This is a genomic window from Solibacillus sp. (genome assembly GCF_040273735.1).
Taxonomy (GTDB): Bacteria; Bacillota; Bacilli; order Bacillales_A; family Planococcaceae; genus Solibacillus.
Window position 1 is genome coordinate 270,559 of record NZ_JBELZM010000002.1, and the last position, 15,958, is coordinate 286,516.

Sequence of the window (15,958 nt, forward strand, 5' to 3'; positions counted from 1 at the left end):
TGGGGTTTTTCAAATGATTTAACAAAGTAATTTACTTAAAAGTGAAACATGAAGGGAACGGAAATTGTGACGAGCATTGTAATTCAATCTCAACAAGAAATTGTTGATAAAGTAAGTGTAATCGATTCAACAGCACATCAAAGTATTGTTTCATATGACACATTGGAGCTTAATGCAAAGCTATCCTACACACAAATTAAAGAGTTTTTCAGTGTAATTGATGAATCGAATTTCTATGTAGACAAAAACTATCGCTATGTATTTCACGATAAAGAGCGGGGTTTTACATTGAAAATGTTACAGCATGATTCAGCAAGACAAGTTCAGTATAACGCTAAGATAACGATTCACAGAGCGTTCTATGAGACTAGTAATACAGGTTATTTACTTGAGATTATCAATCTGTATCGTGATAAATGGTGTGTGAAAAAAGTGGATGTGGCTTTTGATTTCCTAAGTAACAGGGACAACAGTTTGATAATCAAGCATCATCTAAATGTAAAGGGAACAAAGCTAACGGACTTAGAGCATCATGTGACTGACTACACAGGCTCATTGAAGTATTCCAACAGAGCAGGAGCTAGGTTAGTAGTTAACTATGACCGTAATGAACGTGAGCAGGCACGTAATAATGAATCAGACTATACCTTTGCCAATCGCTTAGAGGTTCGTATGGCTTTCAAGACTGATGAAATCATGTTTAAGGCTTTTGCTAATAATGATGAACAGGCTCATGGCATTATCTCAAAGCATTTAGAAGGCTTGTTATTCATCGTTGACCTAGATTCAATGGTAGAGTGTTCTGCTTACCTGTTGCGTTCATTTAAAGCTATACAGCGTGATACTAATAAGGTAAATGAATACAAGAAGCGTAAGAGCAAGAATAAGCTTTTAGCTGAAATAAAGCGTGTAGCAAAGGTCAACAGATTTAACTTTGAGTTAGCTTATGGCAATAATCGTAGCAGGCTGACAGAGCCTTTTAAAGAGCATATGAGCGTTGATACTGATTCAAAACAATTGGCTTGACAAAGCCAATTGAGCTTCATGCTTCAATACAAACACTAGGAGGAAGAAAAAATGAATAAACGCAGAAAGAAAAATGACTTCATATGGTTATATATGGCGGATGATGGAACAGAGGAATTAAGATTACGTAAAGAAGAAGCTTTAAAGAAAATTGAAGCATACAAAAAGTCGAAGGAAGATCTAAAGATTGCTGAGAACAAAGAAGCATTTCATGATAATGATTTTCAAAAGCAAGTAATCAGTATGCTAAGTCAGCTATTAGAGAAACAAAGTGAGTTAGAAAAAAATATTAATAGGATATTTCGGTAAGGTTGTTTTTAAAGTGGGGCTTCTAACAAGAGTTTAGTGGCTCGATTTCATCAGGTTGTTATTCAATCGATACGAGAAGGTTTTTGTGGCGGTTTACTAGATTTATAACGACTAAAATGTTGATATAGACATGATTTGTTAGCTTGATGCAGTTTGAAGTATTTGAGCAACAGTAGGAGAGCCATGGTATTAGTTAATGTGGACTGAATATGGTCTTTGTAGTAGATAGAGGAAGAGTTGGCGATATGAGTAGCGATAGGAGTTACTATGAGCTTTTAGCTTTTCTGTATGTAAGTTAGCTTTATGTCAGGCTCAAGCTTTTAGATGAAATTAAGTGTGTATATCAGGATTCACTTTAAAAAAGCTTACAGTAACCATCGTAGCAAACTAACAAAGCCATTTAACGAGCCTGTGATCGTTGTTATGTTGGAGCTGAAGATTCATTACACTGCTAATCTGATTATTGGTATAAAGCAATGTGTTGGGTTAGAGAAGTCATTTGGAAAACTAAACAAATGGATTTGTGCGTTATTTTACGCACAAATCCAAGACAGATATGTGATGTTCTTGTTAATTGCTGAAAAGACAGTGATAGCCTCAGTATTACTTAAACAATAACAGGAACATTAGAGTTTAATGTATCTAAAATTACTGAAAGCATTTGTGGGTTATTAACAATAATTATCTGTAATTCTTCTCTGGTTCTAGTTAGATTTTGATAAAGCATTTTATCTATAGAATACACTCCACCGCTTACATTTTTTGCTTCTAATTTTTTACCTTGATTGTAGTAAAAATGATGGTCTATAAAGACAGCAACTTTATCAAACTCTTGTCCAATAACGTCATGGGAGTTCTTATTCCCTAAGGGTTGAATATCATCATATGTTACTTTATTGTATAAGGATTTAGTGAAGTTAATTACTTCCCAATCACTAAATGATAATTCTTTTGCATATTTATGGGCAGAATTATCCTCACTAAAGTATTGAACCTGGATGTTCTTGTATTTTTGGCTAGTATTAATTTTATTTAAATCAAATAATGTGACTATAAAAGAAGCAATTTCTTTGTTTGTTCTAATTTTATCAGTTAGTTTGTGGTCTTTCTTGTTCGTTAGACCTTTTATCCAAAAATCAATATTTCTATTTGCTTCTTGATGAGTTAAGCATTGGTCGGGGTCATAACTAAATAAACATTTTGCGTTATTTTGTATAACAATGCCTTCTATTATAGAAATTTGATCGACTTTTAATCTTTGAGCTTCATCAATAATTACAATGTTAAAACTTAGCGAAGATAGCTTACCAAACTCTTTTATTGGGTATATTTCCCACCCGTATTGGTCTATTAAAGCTTTATGCCCTTCGTTAAGATTACCGCAATGGAATATGACAACATTTAAGCCTAAATTATTTATTGTTTTTGCAATATCATATGTTATTAGTGTTTTACCTGTTCCTGGTTTACCTGTAATTGATATAAATTCATGATGTGATGAATAAACAGTGTCAATAATAGTAGATTTAATATTGTTTTGGTGTTCTGTTAAAAAATACTCGTTGCGAATAAATTTATCTGTTGAATTAAAAGGTGAAACTAAGTAATTGCTTGGTTTAAATAAAGAATGAATATCTGGAATGTCAATTAATTCTTGCGAATGTAAAGTGTCAATCAAAACTTGAGGTTTAATTAATACAAGATTATTAGCATTATCTAAAAAATAAATTTCATTAGTCTCTGATACATAAGTAAATGTATGTACAGGTAAACCTAAAAATTGAAGATAATACTTATTTTGTATTAATTGTTTTTGTATTTTTTCAGGCGTGCTTTTTCGCTTTAGTTCAATATTAACAATACTATTAGCACCAATTCGAAGTAAATCAAATTGCTTACTGATTTGTTTAATGGTAAACCCTATAAAAAAATTGTCTACGTTTTTGAGTTTGTTAGCTTTTAACAATGCCAATAGATTGGAAAGATCTTGAATCTCATCACCATCAAACGTTATACCTAAAAAATTAAGATAATTATTAAAAGTACTTGAAGATAAGTTTGTTGTCGATTCAATTAATGAATCTAGATTAATATATTTCATTTGTGTCCTCCGTATATAGTATTTGTCTTTGTTCTTTTGCCTGATGTGAATCTACTACCTTTTAATCCTCCTTATTTACTATTAGGGCAATATAATTATGGAACATTTTCCCTTGTTTTTCAATTGAAAAAATAGTACTTATTAACATTTTGTTAGATAGGCAATGTGAAAACAAATGGGTTTAATGCAATTCAAATGAGAATCTAAAGTTTTTAATCAAAAAGTTTGTAAAGGCATACCTTTAAAAACTATTATGGAACACTCTGATTTATGTTTATAAAGGTATTGAAAAGTATTTATAAACGTTTATAATAATAGATACACCATTACAAACTGAAATGAGGGAAACAGCATGACAGATACAAAAATTTTTGGCTATGTTCGTGTATCGACAAAAGAGCAGAACACTGAACGTCAAATAGTAGCCATGCAGGAACTAGGTATCAATGAGCGTGATATTTTCATCGACAAAGCGAGCGGTAAAAATTTTGAACGTCCACAGTATCAAGCTCTAAAAGCACAGCTACGTAAAGGTGACTTAGTTTACATTAGTTCACTTGACCGCTTAGGACGTAATAGTGACGCAATCAAAAAGGAATGGGAAGCCATTACAAAAGAAATAGGAGCAGATATGGTAGTGCTTGATATGCCATTACTTGATACTAGACAGCACAAAGATACACTAGGAACGTTTGTATCTGACTTAGTTCTACAGGTGTTATCATTCATGGCTCAAAGTGAACGTGAGAAAACACTAGCACGACAAAAGGAAGGAATCGCTGTTGCCAAAGCCAAAGGGAAGCATTTAGGTAGACCACAGTTAAATCTTTCAACTTTATCAAAGCAACAGCGAGCGGATTTAGAAGCCAACTATCAAGCATGGAAAGATAAATCATTCACAGGTGTTCAATTCATGGAGTTATTAAAGTTAAAAAAGAATTCGTTTTATAAAATTATTAAAGAATATGAGGAATTTATTTAGCCTAATATCCTTGCTATATAAGGATTTTTGAGCTTTTCATATTTTGAGATTCTGCAGGTAAAAGAGAGATTTTATTTTGGAAGTGCTAGAGGTCACTAGAGCCACGTGTGACCTCACAGCGTTCAATCTAAGCTCGCCTGTATAGTTCTAAATGCCATTTGCTCATGAACGTTTAAAATGTCTTAGAAGATATTCTTACAATGATTTGAAAAAGTGGGATGGATACCCTGTATTTTAGTCCGTTGGAGCAATTGTTGTTTGAAATAGTGGGCTACCTACTACAGCTATACATATAGCCCCCTATTTTCCGATATTTAAGTATTCGATAATATGAAAATTGGTTTACCTGCTACACAAACACACCACTAGAAAGAGAGCGAAACGATATGGTAAGAAAAAAAGCGGTTGTATATACAAGGGTTTCCACTGATAAAGAAGAACAAAAGCTATCTTTAGAAATACAAAGAGAAGTTTATGAGGAATATTGTGTAAGAGAGAACCTAGAGCTTGTAGAAATCTTTGCAGATGAAGGTTTCAGTGGTACTAATGCGAGACGTGAAAAATTTATTGAAATGATGTATAGAGCAGGCTTAGATTTTGTGAAACGTGAAAAAGACGGTGACATTTTTGAAACATCAGACAGAGAGCCAGAGTTCGATTATATTATAACTAAAGATGTTTCACGTTATGCTCGTAATGAAGAAATTGGTATGTCTACAGCGAAACAACTAAGAGCATTAGATGTATACATTAGATTTGAGCATGGTGGGGTTTCTACTGAGGATAAGAACTGGAAACTAATGCTTTCAATACTTTTCAGTGTAGCGGAGGGTTATTCACAAGACCTAAGTGAAAAGATAAAGTTTACAAAGAAGCATAATGCTGAAAAAGAGCGTTACAGACCTGCAAGGTTGCCTTATGGTTACACATGGGATAAGGATAGAAACATTATTGAAATTTCCGAACAAGCTAAGGTTGTAGAGAGAATTTATAATAGTTATGCTACAAAAGGCGGTATGCTTATAGCTAAGGAACTAAATGAAGAAAAGATTCCGACACAAAGAAATCATATGTGGTCAAGTGATAAAATAAACCGTATAATAAAAAACCTTATCTATACGGGTACAGCAGTTGTTCATAAGACGTACAAAGATGATGTTACAGCTACTGTTCGTAAAAAGCGTCACGAGAGTGATTATATTAAGATTCCAAATGCAGTACCTTCTATTGTATCGTTAGAGCAATTTGAGGAAGCTAACAAGATACGAGAAAGCAGAATCTCTCGAGGCGAAAAGAAACGGGGAAGAAAACCGACTTATACTGATGTGTACTTTCAAAAGATTGTCTGTGGTATATGTGGTAAAGGTTTCAAGAAACATACAACTACAGGTAGTGGAAAGAATAAAAAAATTAACTATTTATGTATGAGTAGGACTAATCAAGCTAGGTGTGGTTGTAGAGGGGTTTCGCTGAATAATTTGAATAAGGGTTTAGCGGAAATTAATATCAATTATTTAGCAGATACAATGAAAGAACAAGGTCAGTATAAGGTATTGGTTAGCGATATCGCTAATCAGCTTGCTCGTGTTGAGGAAACTAGAAAGCATTTACTGGAGCAAATTGATCAATTGCAAAATGAATGTGATAGCCTAGTTCATTCTATACAAGGTTATAAGAAGCAAGGTAAAGATAGGTTAGTTAAAAGCTTTGAGAAAAACCATGATAAAGTTGCAAAGAAACTTGAAGTGTTAGAAGCTCAATTTGAATCTATGAATGTTGAAAAGATTCAAAAGCTAAAGCGTAAAGTAGAGCGGAAAAAAGAGCTTATAGGACAAATGAGGAAGAATCAGACCTTTTCCATTGAAGAAAAGTTACAGTTATTGCAAAAAGTTGTTGTAACGGATTATGAGCTAGAGTATTTATTTACCATGCCCAATTATGATGATGAAATTCAAGCGTTCAATAGCATCTTTAAAGAGAATCCAATTGAGAACTCAATAGAAACTATGTTCAATGGTATCAGTATTAGAAGAACCCATAAGGAAGCCAGAGAGTATTGGAATCAGATTGAAGAAAGTAGAGAAGCAAGGGAACAGTATATGAAGGATTATCCTTATCAAGATGAAGAAATGTTAGAAGCTCAACATTATGAAGATTGGGAAGAAGCAAATAGACTATTAGCAGAAGGTAAACTTTAGTTCCCTCTATACATTTGAGAAAATAATAAAACACGCTTCCATCATCATTGGAAAGCGTGTTTTATATTTAAAGGTTACTTTTTTCTCTTAAATCTAATAACTTTTGATTCCTCAATCCATCCTTCAATAGAAACTTCATTTAAAATTGCTTCAACTTTAAACCAATTCTTTCTTCTTTCAACAATAGTAACCACTGTATCTAATGGTACTTTCTCAGAGTGGATTGGAGTAGCACGTTTATTAGGAATTATCCTTATATATGAAGGAACTCTAATAAGACCGATTAAGTTTAAGTTTTCGTATCTAGAAAGACCTTCCTTCTTGATTACTTTTTTGGCATGTGCATATCCTATAACATAAATTCCATTGTAAAGTGAATTTTGTATGGTTTCTATTATTATCGTATGGTTGTCTACTACATAGTTCCACATCAAGTATAAGAAAGGCAATATAATAAGATTAATAAAATGTTTGACTACGTCTTGTCCATAACTAAGTAATAGTTCATGTACAAATTTTTTAAATCCGGTTTTTTCTCTACTTGCACTTTCTAAACGACTATCAATTATATCTATAAGATCTTCATATGAAGTCCGTTGCTTTTCATTAACTGTATTATTAAAAGGTATCTCACTGCTACCGTTTGTGTATTTTTGTTTATTTTTATCATCGTATTCTTCAAATACCTCACTTATTTCTCGAATAGAAAAGTTGTTTAGTAAGTTAAATGATTTTGCAAAGTTAATTGAATCGAAATGTTTAATAGAAGAAACTAACTTTTGGTTAGAGTTAGACCAATCATTACGAGTGATGTTTTTGATTGCTTGGTGTAACGAACTAGTTTGAGTAGCCCAATCTTTACGAGCGATGTTTTCGACTGCTTGGTGTAACGAACTAGTTTGAGTAGCCCAATCTTTACGAGCGATGTTTTCGACTGCTTGCTGAATATTTGATAGAGAATTGAAATCCATTTTATTATATTTTGCCATAACATGCTCCTATCCCCATGATTTGTATATTATAAGTGTAACACAGGTACATTTATTTATGAAAATTGAAAAAGGTTGTATTTCAAAGCATTTATACTGATGCTTCAAGGTCAAGTCGAGGCATATAAACTAAACCATAATGAATATCCGGCTTCGGCCTCAGATTTAGTTAAAGAGGATTATATTGTAGAAGAAGATTTAAGATGTCCGGATAATACGGAAATTAAAATAGTGGACGGTAAAGTCATTGGACCTGAGACCAGTGAAACGTAACGAAGATGCAGAAAGTTAAATCACTGTTAACAGATGAAAAAGGATTTACATTAATCGAAATGCTCATCGTCCTCTTTATTTTTTTAGTCGTCAATTCAGCGATTCTCTATTTTTCACAAAAGCCGTTAATGGATTTTACAGAAAAACAGGTAATGAACCAAAATGAGATGTTAATACGTATGACACAATTACTATCCATTGAGACCGGAACGTACCATAGCTTTGAAATTATTAACTGTCACCGTATTCAAGTAAGGGAGCGCAATACTTCTAATATAATTTATGATCAGCGAATAGCTCGGGCAATTGACATGTATTTATCCACTCCAAATAACCGGCTGGTATTTAATACGAGAGGCAATGTCCAGGCGTTTGGACGACTAACGTACCATTTTGAGAATAAAAGCCATCAATACACTGTTAATATCGGGAAAGCCAGAATTTTAGAAAAGGAGATTTTTCATGAACCAGGAAGGACTAACTCTTGTAGAAACACTGTTAGCAGTCGTCATTTTGTTTTTCCTTTCGTCGACAATCATTCCGTTCACATTTAATATGAAACAGCAAATAGCCATACAAAAAGTACAAGCCCATGCTGCAGAAGCAGCTTTTATAGGAGCCATGAAATATAAAAGGTTTGGACAATCAGCCGGAGTACAGCAAATTGATGGCGTTCAGTTTCAATGGAGTTATGATGAAAATCAAGTATGTGTCCAATATGACAACAATGAAAAAGAAGAGGAACTGTGTGTATGAAATGGAGGCAAATATTAAATGAGCGAGGTTTTACACTACTGGAAAGCTTGTTTCAGTTAACTGTGTTTGTACTTTTTACCGCAATAAGCCTGCTTATCCTTATATGGGTTCGGGATCTTCAACAGCTTGAAAGGATGAAAGATGAGGTGAACTGGGAATTGTTCGTTTATGATCTACATCAATACAATATGAATTCTGCATCTGGTAGGGTGCTGAGTTCGAATATGCTGCAACTGGAAATATTAAATGACCCGGAGGAGCGGTTGTTTGTGTTTGATAAATCAGAACAGCATTTGCGTAAAAGGTCGAATAAAGGGGGGAATGAAATTATGCTGCCTTTTGTTGAGAAATGGGAGCTGGCAGTTGATGAAAATGAAGTGAATATGAGAGTAGAGATGAAAAATGGAACAAAGCGAGAAAGAGACATCGTATTACCATTGCCTGCAAAATGAGAAAGGTGCATTATTTTTGCTGGCAGTATTTTTATTGTTCATAGTTTCCGGAGCTGCTGTTTTCTATACAAATGCATATTTTGCGCAAATAAAAGTATATAATTCATTGGAATCTATTTACGTTCGTGCTACGATAAATATGCTAAATTTACCTTAAAGTTCGACTTCTTTTTGCAAAGTCGAAAAAATGTCGCATTATGCGATTTGGTTTGACCTAAAAATATTTCTATTTATGACGCAAAATAGAAACGAAAGAATAGGTAGAGGCGTAATTAATTAAGTAGTCCGTAATAGAAGAAGGTGAACAGCATGCGAAAAATTTATTTAGTAGGATTTATGGGGTGCGGAAAAAGTGCGATTGGAAGACGTTTAAGTTTTTTCTTGAAAATGCCGTATTACGATATGGATCATGAAATTGTACGACAGCAGGGTATGACAATTCCTGAAATTTTCGAGAAATACGGCGAAGCACACTTCCGAAAAATCGAGACGGAATTTTTAAAGAATTTTCGTGATGAAGCATGCATTATCGCTACAGGCGGTGGGGTAGCCGTGAATGAAGAAAACAGGAAAATTATGCGCCGGACAGGGCTTGTATTTTTTCTTGATGCAAAATTTGAAGATATTTATATGCGTATTCGGAATGATAAAAACCGTCCCATTGTTCAAACATCAACGGAGCAAGATTTGGAAAACCTGTATCACCAACGCAGAAAGAGTTATCGACTAGCTGGGCATATACAAGTACTGACAGCCGGGAGAACATTAAGACAGATTGTTGAGTATATCGGGTTTCAGGTAAAACGCCTTAAAGGCGAATGATTTCTAAATATTTTTCGTTAATGTTCGTATTTTGAATAAAATTAAAAAAAGATTGCGTTTGCATTATATTCAATGTTAGGATATTGCTAAGAACAGCAATAACATGAAGTGAATAATCTAACGCGGATGATGGTACGGGGAGAGAACGTGATGTCACGTCGCCGAAGGAGCAAATAGCCATGCTATGAATCTCTCAGGCAAAAAGACTCGTATTGGACGCAACTCTGGAGAGTGCTGTTATAGCTAATGTTGCAAACAGCCACCAACGGGGAAAGCCTAAATTGTGATAGTAGATCAAATTTGGGTGTAACTTTCAGGTGCAAGGACAGAGAATCTCGGTAAAGGGGATTCGTCTGTCTTTTTTTTGTGGAGAAATCGGCTTTTAATATTCTGATGATTCTAATAAAAAGATAGATTTACACTTTGATAGGTGTAATGTTGTTTCCCCCTTTGCAAAGCAAAACGATTATACATAACTTAAGGAGGAAATGAACATGACAAATGAATTAAAGCGCACTCCACTATTTGATGAATATGCAAAGTATGGTGGGAAAACTGTTGATTTTGGCGGCTGGGAATTACCGGTACAATTTTCTTCGATCAAAGAGGAGCATGATGCGGTACGTAACCGTGCAGGACTTTTTGATGTATCCCACATGGGGGAGATTATCGTAGAAGGTCCGGATGCACTTGTCTATCTACAAAAGATGCTTTCCAACGATATTTCTAAAATTACAGTTGGCGGGGCTCAATACAGTGCACTATGCTATGAAGATGGCGGTGTTGTCGATGATTTACTGACATACCGTTTGGAAGATAGCCGTTATTTACTATGTGTTAATGCAGCGAACATTGAAAAGGACTTTGAATGGTTACAGCAGCATGTCGAAGAGGATGTCAAAGTGACAAATATGTCAGATGACTATGCTCAAATCGCTTTGCAAGGACCATTATCTCAGGAAGTTCTTCAAACATTAACAGCAACAGACTTAACAGCAATTAAATACTTTAAATTCCAGGACAATGTAGATGTAGGCGGTCATTCGGTACTTGTTTCTCGCTCTGGCTATACAGGGGAAGACGGATTTGAAATTTACGGTGCACCAGCAGCAATTGTTGATCTTTGGAACAAAATTTTGGAAGCAGGAAAAGACAAAGGTGTAGTAGCTGCAGGTTTAGGAGCACGTGATACACTTCGCTTTGAAGCTTGCCTACCATTATATGGCCAAGAGATTTCAAAAGATATTTCACCACTGGAAGCGGGCATTGGCTTTGCAGTGAAGTTGGCGAAAGATCCGCAATTTATCGGTCAGCGAGCATTAATTGACCAAAAAGAAAATGGCCTAACACGTAAATCTATAGGTATCGAGATGATTGATAAAGGTATTCCTCGTCATGGCTATAAAGTATTTAAAGATGGCGAAGAGATTGGCTTTGTAACTACCGGAACTCAGTCACCAATGACAAAGCGCAATATCGGTCTAGCTTTAATCGACGCAAATTTCACAGAAGTTGGAACTGAATTAGAAATTGAAGTACGAAAAAATAGAGCAAAAGCAGTTGTTGTAGAAACTCCATTTTACAAACGTGCAAAATAAAGTGAAACTTCAATCAGTGGGGTCTTCATCCCCCTAGATTGATAGTTGAACCAATCTGCTGCCTTTCGAGGAAGATAAATTACTACCCGTTAATGCGGGATTAAACTTTTGAAAAGAGGGTTAACAATGAAACATCGTTATTTACCAATGACGGAACAAGATAAACAAGAAATGTTAGACCGTATCGGGGTTGCGACAATTGATGAGCTTTTCGAGGATATTCCTGAGAAAGTTCGCTTCCAAGGAAGCTACAATATTAAACCTGCAAAGTCAGAAGCTGCTTTAATGAAGGAACTGGCACAACTCGCTTCAAAAAATAAAGATACAGCAAGCAATGTTTCGTTTTTAGGTGCTGGTGTCTACAATCACTATAAACCGGTAATTGTCGATCACGTTATTTCACGTTCGGAATTCTATACTGCGTACACACCATATCAGCCGGAAATTTCTCAAGGTGAACTTCAAGCGATTTTTGAATTCCAGACGATGATCGCAGAATTGACAGGCATGGATATTGCAAACTCTTCTATGTATGATGGCGGTACGGCATTGGCAGAAGCGGGTATGCTTGCTGCAGGTCATACACGTCGTGGTAAATTACTTGTTTCAGGGACTGTACATCCGGAGTATCAAGATGTTGTGAAAATGTATGCAACAGGACAATCAATTGAAGTCGTTACAATTCCTGCAAAAGACGGTGTGACAGACATCGAAGCACTAAAAGACTTAATTGATGATCAAACAGCTGGTGTAATCGTTCAATATCCGAACTTCTTTGGTCAAGTTGAAAACCTACAGCCGCTTGCAGACATTACACATGATGCAAAAGGATTATTTATCGTATCTGCAAACCCGTTAGCTCTTGGCGTTTTAACACCTCCTGGAAAATTAGGGGCAGATATTACTGTTGGGGATGCACAAGTATTCGGAATTGCTGAAGCATTCGGTGGTCCACACTGTGGTTATTTCGCTGTAACGAATAAGTTAATGCGTAAAGTACCGGGCCGTCTTGTTGGGGAAACAGTAGACCAAGATGGACGTCGTGGTTATGTATTGACATTGCAAGCACGTGAGCAGCACATTCGTCGTGACAAAGCGACATCTAATATTTGTTCTAACCAGGCATTGCTGGCACTTGCTTCTTCAGTAGCAATGACAGCCCTTGGAAAACAAGGTATGCAGGAAATGGCGAAACAAAATATCGTGAAGACACGCTTTGCTAAAAATGCTTTTGAAGCAGCTGGTTTTGAAGTTGCTTATCAAGGTGCACACTTCAACGAAATCGTAGTAAATACAAAGCATAATGTGACAATGCTAAACAAAGCATTAATCGAAAAAGGGATTATCGGCGGATTTGACTTAGGTCGTGTTTATCCACAATTAGAAAATCATGCACTCATTGCTGTTACGGAAATCCGTACAAAAGAAGAAATCGAGCAATTAGTTGCAGAAATGGGGGCTTACAATGCATAACGAAAACCAATCACTCATTTTCGAAATTACAAAACCAGGTCGTGTCGGCTACAACTTAGAGCCATTGGATGTTCCTGATTTTGATCTAGAAGAACTTCTGCCGAAAGAGTTAGTACGCCAAGAAGCGGCTGAACTGCCGGAAGTTGCAGAATTAGATATTATGCGTCACTATACAGCACTTTCAAAACGTAACCACGGTGTGGATTCAGGCTTCTACCCGCTTGGTTCTTGTACGATGAAATACAATCCGAAAATCAATGAAACGGTTGCACGCTATGCTGGTTTTGCCAATGTTCACCCATTACAAGATGAGTCAACAGTACAAGGTGCAATGGAATTATTATATGACCTGCAAACATCCCTTCAAGAAATTACAGGTATGGATGAAGTAACATTACAGCCGGCAGCAGGCGCACATGGTGAATGGACAGCATTAATGATGATCCGAGCATTCCATGAGGCAAATGGGGAAGGTCACCGTAACAAAGTAATCGTACCGGACTCAGCTCACGGTACAAACCCGGCTTCTGCTACAGTTGCAGGTTTTGAAACAATCACAATCAAATCAGGTGAAGACGGCTTAGTTGATCTTGAAGATTTACGCCGTGTTGTCGGTCCTGATACAGCAGCGCTTATGCTGACAAACCCGAACACTTTAGGCTTATTCGAAGAAAATATTTTAGAAATGGCTGAAATCGTGCACGGTGTCGGCGGTAAGGTTTACTATGACGGCGCGAACTTAAACGCTGTTATGAGTAAAGCACGTCCTGGCGACATGGGCTTTGACTGTGTTCACTTAAACTTACACAAAACATTTACAGGTCCACACGGTGGTGGTGGTCCGGGTTCAGGTCCAGTCGGGGTAAAAGCGGATTTAATCCCATTCCTGCCTAAACCAGTATTAGTGAAAAAAGAAGATGGTACATTCCACTTCGATTACAACCGTCCACAATCAATCGGTCGTGTAAAACCTTACTACGGAAACTTCGGCATTAATGTCCGTGCATATACGTATATCCGATCAATGGGACCAGATGGCTTAAAGGCTGTAACAGAATATGCTGTACTAAATGCAAACTACATGATGCGCCGTCTGGAAGAGCATTTTGATTTACCGTACGACCGTCATTGTAAGCATGAATTCGTGCTATCAGGCCGTCGTCAGAAAAAATTAGGTGTTCGTACATTGGATATAGCAAAACGCCTTCTTGATTTTGGCTACCATCCACCAACAGTATACTTCCCATTAAATGTGGAAGAGGGTATTATGATCGAGCCAACAGAAACAGAATCAAAAGAGACATTGGATGCATTCTGTGATGCAATGATTCAAATTGCTCAAGAAACAATCGATAACCCATCAATCGTACAAGAAGCACCACATACAACGGTAATCAGCCGTTTAGATGAAACGCGTGCTGCACGTACACCGGTATTACGTTATACAAAAAAAGAAAAAGTAACAATTTCATAAATTGTGACAAAAAGGTCAGAGTTGTTTTCTGACCTTTTTTCTATGAGTAAGGTTAGACTTCTAACGTGTCACTATATAATAGTAGGAACTGCTGATATTCAGACTATTTCAATTCGTTGGGCAGGTGAATGAAAATTAAAAAGCCCTCTACGATGTAGAGAACTTTTAGAATTAGTTTTTCGATTTAACTTTACCTGTCCAAGTTTTGAAACCACCTTGTAATTGGAACAGTTGGCTATAGCCTTTTTTCTTTAATGTCAGCGCTGCTCGTGCACTACGACCAGAGTTTTGGCAATAAAGGTATACAGGCAGGTCTGGACGGATTTCTTTATGACGTGTATTAAGTTGCGTCATCGGAATGTTTCGAGCACCTAAGATGTGTCCCGCTTCAAATTCTTTAGGTTCGCGTAAATCGATTAATTGTGCTTTACGGTAGCCTTCAATAAATTGCTCCTGTGTTAAATTTGTTACGGATTTTTTCAAGCGCATAGAGTTGATTACTACGTAAGCAACGATTACTACTAAAATTACTAGAATCGTATATAAAATTGTCACTGCGATATTGCCCCTTTCTTTCTGTACTATCTATTATAAGAGATGAACTAGAGTTAGTCGAGCGAGTTTGTTAAAATGAATTGGTGGAGGCGAAAAATTGTGAAAAAACAATGGTATTTTATAAATTCGGGTCCATGCAGCCCGGCCTATAACATGGCACTGGATGAAGCATTGCTGGATTGGCATAGCCAAGGGGAAATCCCGCCGGTTATTCGTTTTTATGAGTGGAATCCTGCAACATTATCAATCGGTTATTTCCAGCAAGTACATAAAGATATTAATTTAGAAGCTGTAAAAAAGCAAAACTTAGGTTTCATCCGTCGACCTACAGGTGGACGTGCCGTTTTACATGACCAGGAGCTTACATATTCAGTGATTGTGTCAGAGAGCTACCCAAATATGCCGGAAACCGTTACAGAGGCATATCGTGTCATTAGCGAAGGAATTTTACAAGGGTTCCGTCTTTTAGGACTGGACGCTTATTTTAGTGTGCCGGAGACGAAGGAACAACTGGATGATCTGAAGAAACCGAAGAGCGCGGTATGTTTTGATGCGCCGAGCTGGTATGAGCTTGTGGTTGAAGGGAAAAAAGTAGCGGGCAGTGCGCAAACACGTCAAAAAGGTGTAATTTTGCAGCATGGCGCCATTTTACTTGATCTGAACGAAGAACTGCTGCTATCGGTATTTAATTTTGCTACGGCTGAGGCTAAAGAAAAAATGCGGAAAAAGTTACCCGAAAAAGCGGTTGCGATGAATCAGTTTGTCGACACACCATTCACAGTCGAGCAATGTGTAGACGCATTTTCTAAAGGATTTGAAATAGCTTTGAACATAGAACTAATTCCTTATGTATTAACAGAGCAGCAAACTCAATATGTAGAACAATTGATGCAAAATAAATATTTGACAGATGAATGGAATTTCAAAAAATAGATTACGAACGTGTGTTT

General features: G+C 36.3%; 16 protein-coding genes and 2 riboswitches. Of the genes, 13 read left to right on the forward strand and 3 right to left on the reverse strand.

Features of this window, described 5'->3' with window-relative positions:
• The first annotated feature begins 66 nt into the window (after positions 1 to 66).
• Both ABS917_RS03495 and ABS917_RS03500 read left to right on the forward strand, forming a co-directional pair.
• Positions 67 to 1,026 (forward strand): hypothetical protein, encoded by a 960-nt coding sequence (locus ABS917_RS03495; RefSeq protein WP_350477691.1) that lies wholly within the window; start codon positions 67 to 69, stop codon positions 1,024 to 1,026.
• Positions 1,027 to 1,077: 51 nt separating this feature from the next.
• Positions 1,078 to 1,335: a hypothetical protein gene (locus ABS917_RS03500; RefSeq protein WP_350477692.1), complete on the forward strand. Its 258-nt coding sequence runs from the start codon at positions 1,078 to 1,080 to the stop codon at positions 1,333 to 1,335.
• 607 nt (positions 1,336 to 1,942) lie between these two features.
• Here ABS917_RS03500 and ABS917_RS03505 read toward each other — a convergent pair.
• The gene (locus ABS917_RS03505; RefSeq protein WP_350477693.1) at positions 1,943 to 3,436 is read right to left on the reverse strand and encodes a DNA/RNA helicase domain-containing protein; all 1,494 of its coding nucleotides are present in this window, start codon (positions 3,434 to 3,436) and stop codon (positions 1,943 to 1,945) included.
• A gap of 352 nt (positions 3,437 to 3,788) precedes the next feature.
• On the opposite strand from ABS917_RS03505, the gene ABS917_RS03510 reads away from it, so the two are divergent.
• Both ABS917_RS03510 and ABS917_RS03515 read left to right on the forward strand, forming a co-directional pair.
• Positions 3,789 to 4,418, forward strand: coding sequence for a recombinase family protein (locus ABS917_RS03510; RefSeq protein ID WP_350477694.1), 630 nt, complete (start codon positions 3,789 to 3,791; stop codon positions 4,416 to 4,418).
• A gap of 386 nt (positions 4,419 to 4,804) precedes the next feature.
• The gene (locus ABS917_RS03515) at positions 4,805 to 6,616 is read left to right on the forward strand and encodes a recombinase family protein (RefSeq protein ID WP_350477695.1); all 1,812 of its coding nucleotides are present in this window, start codon (positions 4,805 to 4,807) and stop codon (positions 6,614 to 6,616) included.
• A gap of 74 nt (positions 6,617 to 6,690) precedes the next feature.
• Here the strand turns inward: ABS917_RS03515 and ABS917_RS03520 are convergent, their stop codons facing one another.
• Complete coding sequence (locus ABS917_RS03520; RefSeq protein ID WP_350477696.1) at positions 6,691 to 7,605, reverse strand: hypothetical protein; 915 nt, start codon at positions 7,603 to 7,605, stop codon at positions 6,691 to 6,693.
• Between the two features lie 99 nt (positions 7,606 to 7,704).
• On the opposite strand from ABS917_RS03520, the gene ABS917_RS03525 reads away from it, so the two are divergent.
• From ABS917_RS03525 to gcvPB, 8 genes are all read left to right on the forward strand, one after another.
• A complete protein-coding gene (locus ABS917_RS03525; RefSeq protein ID WP_350477697.1) occupies positions 7,705 to 7,878 on the forward strand; it encodes a competence type IV pilus major pilin ComGC in 174 nt (57 codons plus the stop codon).
• Between the two features lie 5 nt (positions 7,879 to 7,883).
• Positions 7,884 to 8,432: a prepilin-type N-terminal cleavage/methylation domain-containing protein gene (locus ABS917_RS03530; protein WP_350477698.1), complete on the forward strand. Its 549-nt coding sequence runs from the start codon at positions 7,884 to 7,886 to the stop codon at positions 8,430 to 8,432.
• Positions 8,341 to 8,634, forward strand: a complete 294-nt coding sequence (locus ABS917_RS03535; RefSeq protein ID WP_350477699.1) for a type II secretion system protein — start codon at positions 8,341 to 8,343, stop codon at positions 8,632 to 8,634. The genes ABS917_RS03530 and ABS917_RS03535 overlap by 92 nt, the downstream gene beginning before the upstream one ends.
• Positions 8,631 to 9,086, forward strand: coding sequence for a competence type IV pilus minor pilin ComGF (comGF, locus tag ABS917_RS03540; protein WP_350477700.1), 456 nt, complete (start codon positions 8,631 to 8,633; stop codon positions 9,084 to 9,086). Before ABS917_RS03535 ends, comGF begins: the two co-directional genes overlap by 4 nt.
• Positions 9,087 to 9,395: 309 nt before the next feature.
• The gene (locus ABS917_RS03545; RefSeq protein WP_350477701.1) at positions 9,396 to 9,908 is read left to right on the forward strand and encodes a shikimate kinase; all 513 of its coding nucleotides are present in this window, start codon (positions 9,396 to 9,398) and stop codon (positions 9,906 to 9,908) included.
• Between the two features lie 126 nt (positions 9,909 to 10,034).
• Positions 10,035 to 10,127, forward strand: a riboswitch (glycine riboswitch).
• Positions 10,128 to 10,130: 3 nt separating this feature from the next.
• Positions 10,131 to 10,239, forward strand: a riboswitch (glycine riboswitch).
• 163 nt (positions 10,240 to 10,402) lie between these two features.
• A complete protein-coding gene (gene gcvT, locus ABS917_RS03550; protein WP_350477702.1) occupies positions 10,403 to 11,506 on the forward strand; it encodes a glycine cleavage system aminomethyltransferase GcvT in 1,104 nt (367 codons plus the stop codon).
• A gap of 126 nt (positions 11,507 to 11,632) precedes the next feature.
• On the forward strand, positions 11,633 to 12,979 hold the full coding sequence (gene gcvPA, locus ABS917_RS03555; RefSeq protein ID WP_350477703.1) for an aminomethyl-transferring glycine dehydrogenase subunit GcvPA: 1,347 nt from the start codon (positions 11,633 to 11,635) through the stop codon (positions 12,977 to 12,979).
• Positions 12,972 to 14,453 carry an aminomethyl-transferring glycine dehydrogenase subunit GcvPB gene (gene gcvPB / locus ABS917_RS03560; protein WP_350477704.1) on the forward strand — a complete coding sequence of 494 codons (1,482 nt, stop codon included), beginning with the start codon at positions 12,972 to 12,974 and terminating at the stop codon, positions 14,451 to 14,453. The genes gcvPA and gcvPB overlap by 8 nt, the downstream gene beginning before the upstream one ends.
• A 171-nt stretch (positions 14,454 to 14,624) precedes the next feature.
• On the opposite strand, the gene ABS917_RS03565 is transcribed toward gcvPB, so the two are convergent.
• Positions 14,625 to 15,008: a rhodanese-like domain-containing protein gene (locus tag ABS917_RS03565; protein WP_079527702.1), complete on the reverse strand. Its 384-nt coding sequence runs from the start codon at positions 15,006 to 15,008 to the stop codon at positions 14,625 to 14,627.
• Between the two features lie 96 nt (positions 15,009 to 15,104).
• Between ABS917_RS03565 and ABS917_RS03570 the strand changes: the two genes are divergently transcribed.
• Positions 15,105 to 15,941 carry a lipoate--protein ligase family protein gene (locus tag ABS917_RS03570; protein ID WP_483316045.1) on the forward strand — a complete coding sequence of 279 codons (837 nt, stop codon included), beginning with the start codon at positions 15,105 to 15,107 and terminating at the stop codon, positions 15,939 to 15,941.
• Positions 15,942 to 15,958: the final 17 nt, after the last annotated feature.

Bases quoted from the DNA above. Each gene is read 5' to 3' on its own strand.
- ABS917_RS03500 (WP_350477692.1), top strand. From the start codon at position 1,078: ATGAATAAACGCAGAAAGAAAAATGACTTCATATGGTTATATATGGCG.
- ABS917_RS03505 (WP_350477693.1), bottom strand. From the start codon at position 3,436: ATGAAATATATTAATCTAGATTCATTAATTGAATCGACAACAAACTTA.
- ABS917_RS03510 (WP_350477694.1), top strand. From the start codon at position 3,789: ATGACAGATACAAAAATTTTTGGCTATGTTCGTGTATCGACAAAAGAG.
- ABS917_RS03515 (WP_350477695.1), top strand. From the start codon at position 4,805: ATGGTAAGAAAAAAAGCGGTTGTATATACAAGGGTTTCCACTGATAAA.
- ABS917_RS03520 (WP_350477696.1), bottom strand. From the start codon at position 7,605: ATGGCAAAATATAATAAAATGGATTTCAATTCTCTATCAAATATTCAG.
- ABS917_RS03525 (WP_350477697.1), top strand. From the start codon at position 7,705: ATGCTTCAAGGTCAAGTCGAGGCATATAAACTAAACCATAATGAATAT.
- ABS917_RS03530 (WP_350477698.1), top strand. From the start codon at position 7,884: ATGCAGAAAGTTAAATCACTGTTAACAGATGAAAAAGGATTTACATTA.
- ABS917_RS03535 (WP_350477699.1), top strand. From the start codon at position 8,341: ATGAACCAGGAAGGACTAACTCTTGTAGAAACACTGTTAGCAGTCGTC.
- comGF (WP_350477700.1), top strand. From the start codon at position 8,631: ATGAAATGGAGGCAAATATTAAATGAGCGAGGTTTTACACTACTGGAA.
- ABS917_RS03545 (WP_350477701.1), top strand. From the start codon at position 9,396: ATGCGAAAAATTTATTTAGTAGGATTTATGGGGTGCGGAAAAAGTGCG.
- gcvT (WP_350477702.1), top strand. From the start codon at position 10,403: ATGACAAATGAATTAAAGCGCACTCCACTATTTGATGAATATGCAAAG.
- gcvPA (WP_350477703.1), top strand. From the start codon at position 11,633: ATGAAACATCGTTATTTACCAATGACGGAACAAGATAAACAAGAAATG.
- gcvPB (WP_350477704.1), top strand. From the start codon at position 12,972: ATGCATAACGAAAACCAATCACTCATTTTCGAAATTACAAAACCAGGT.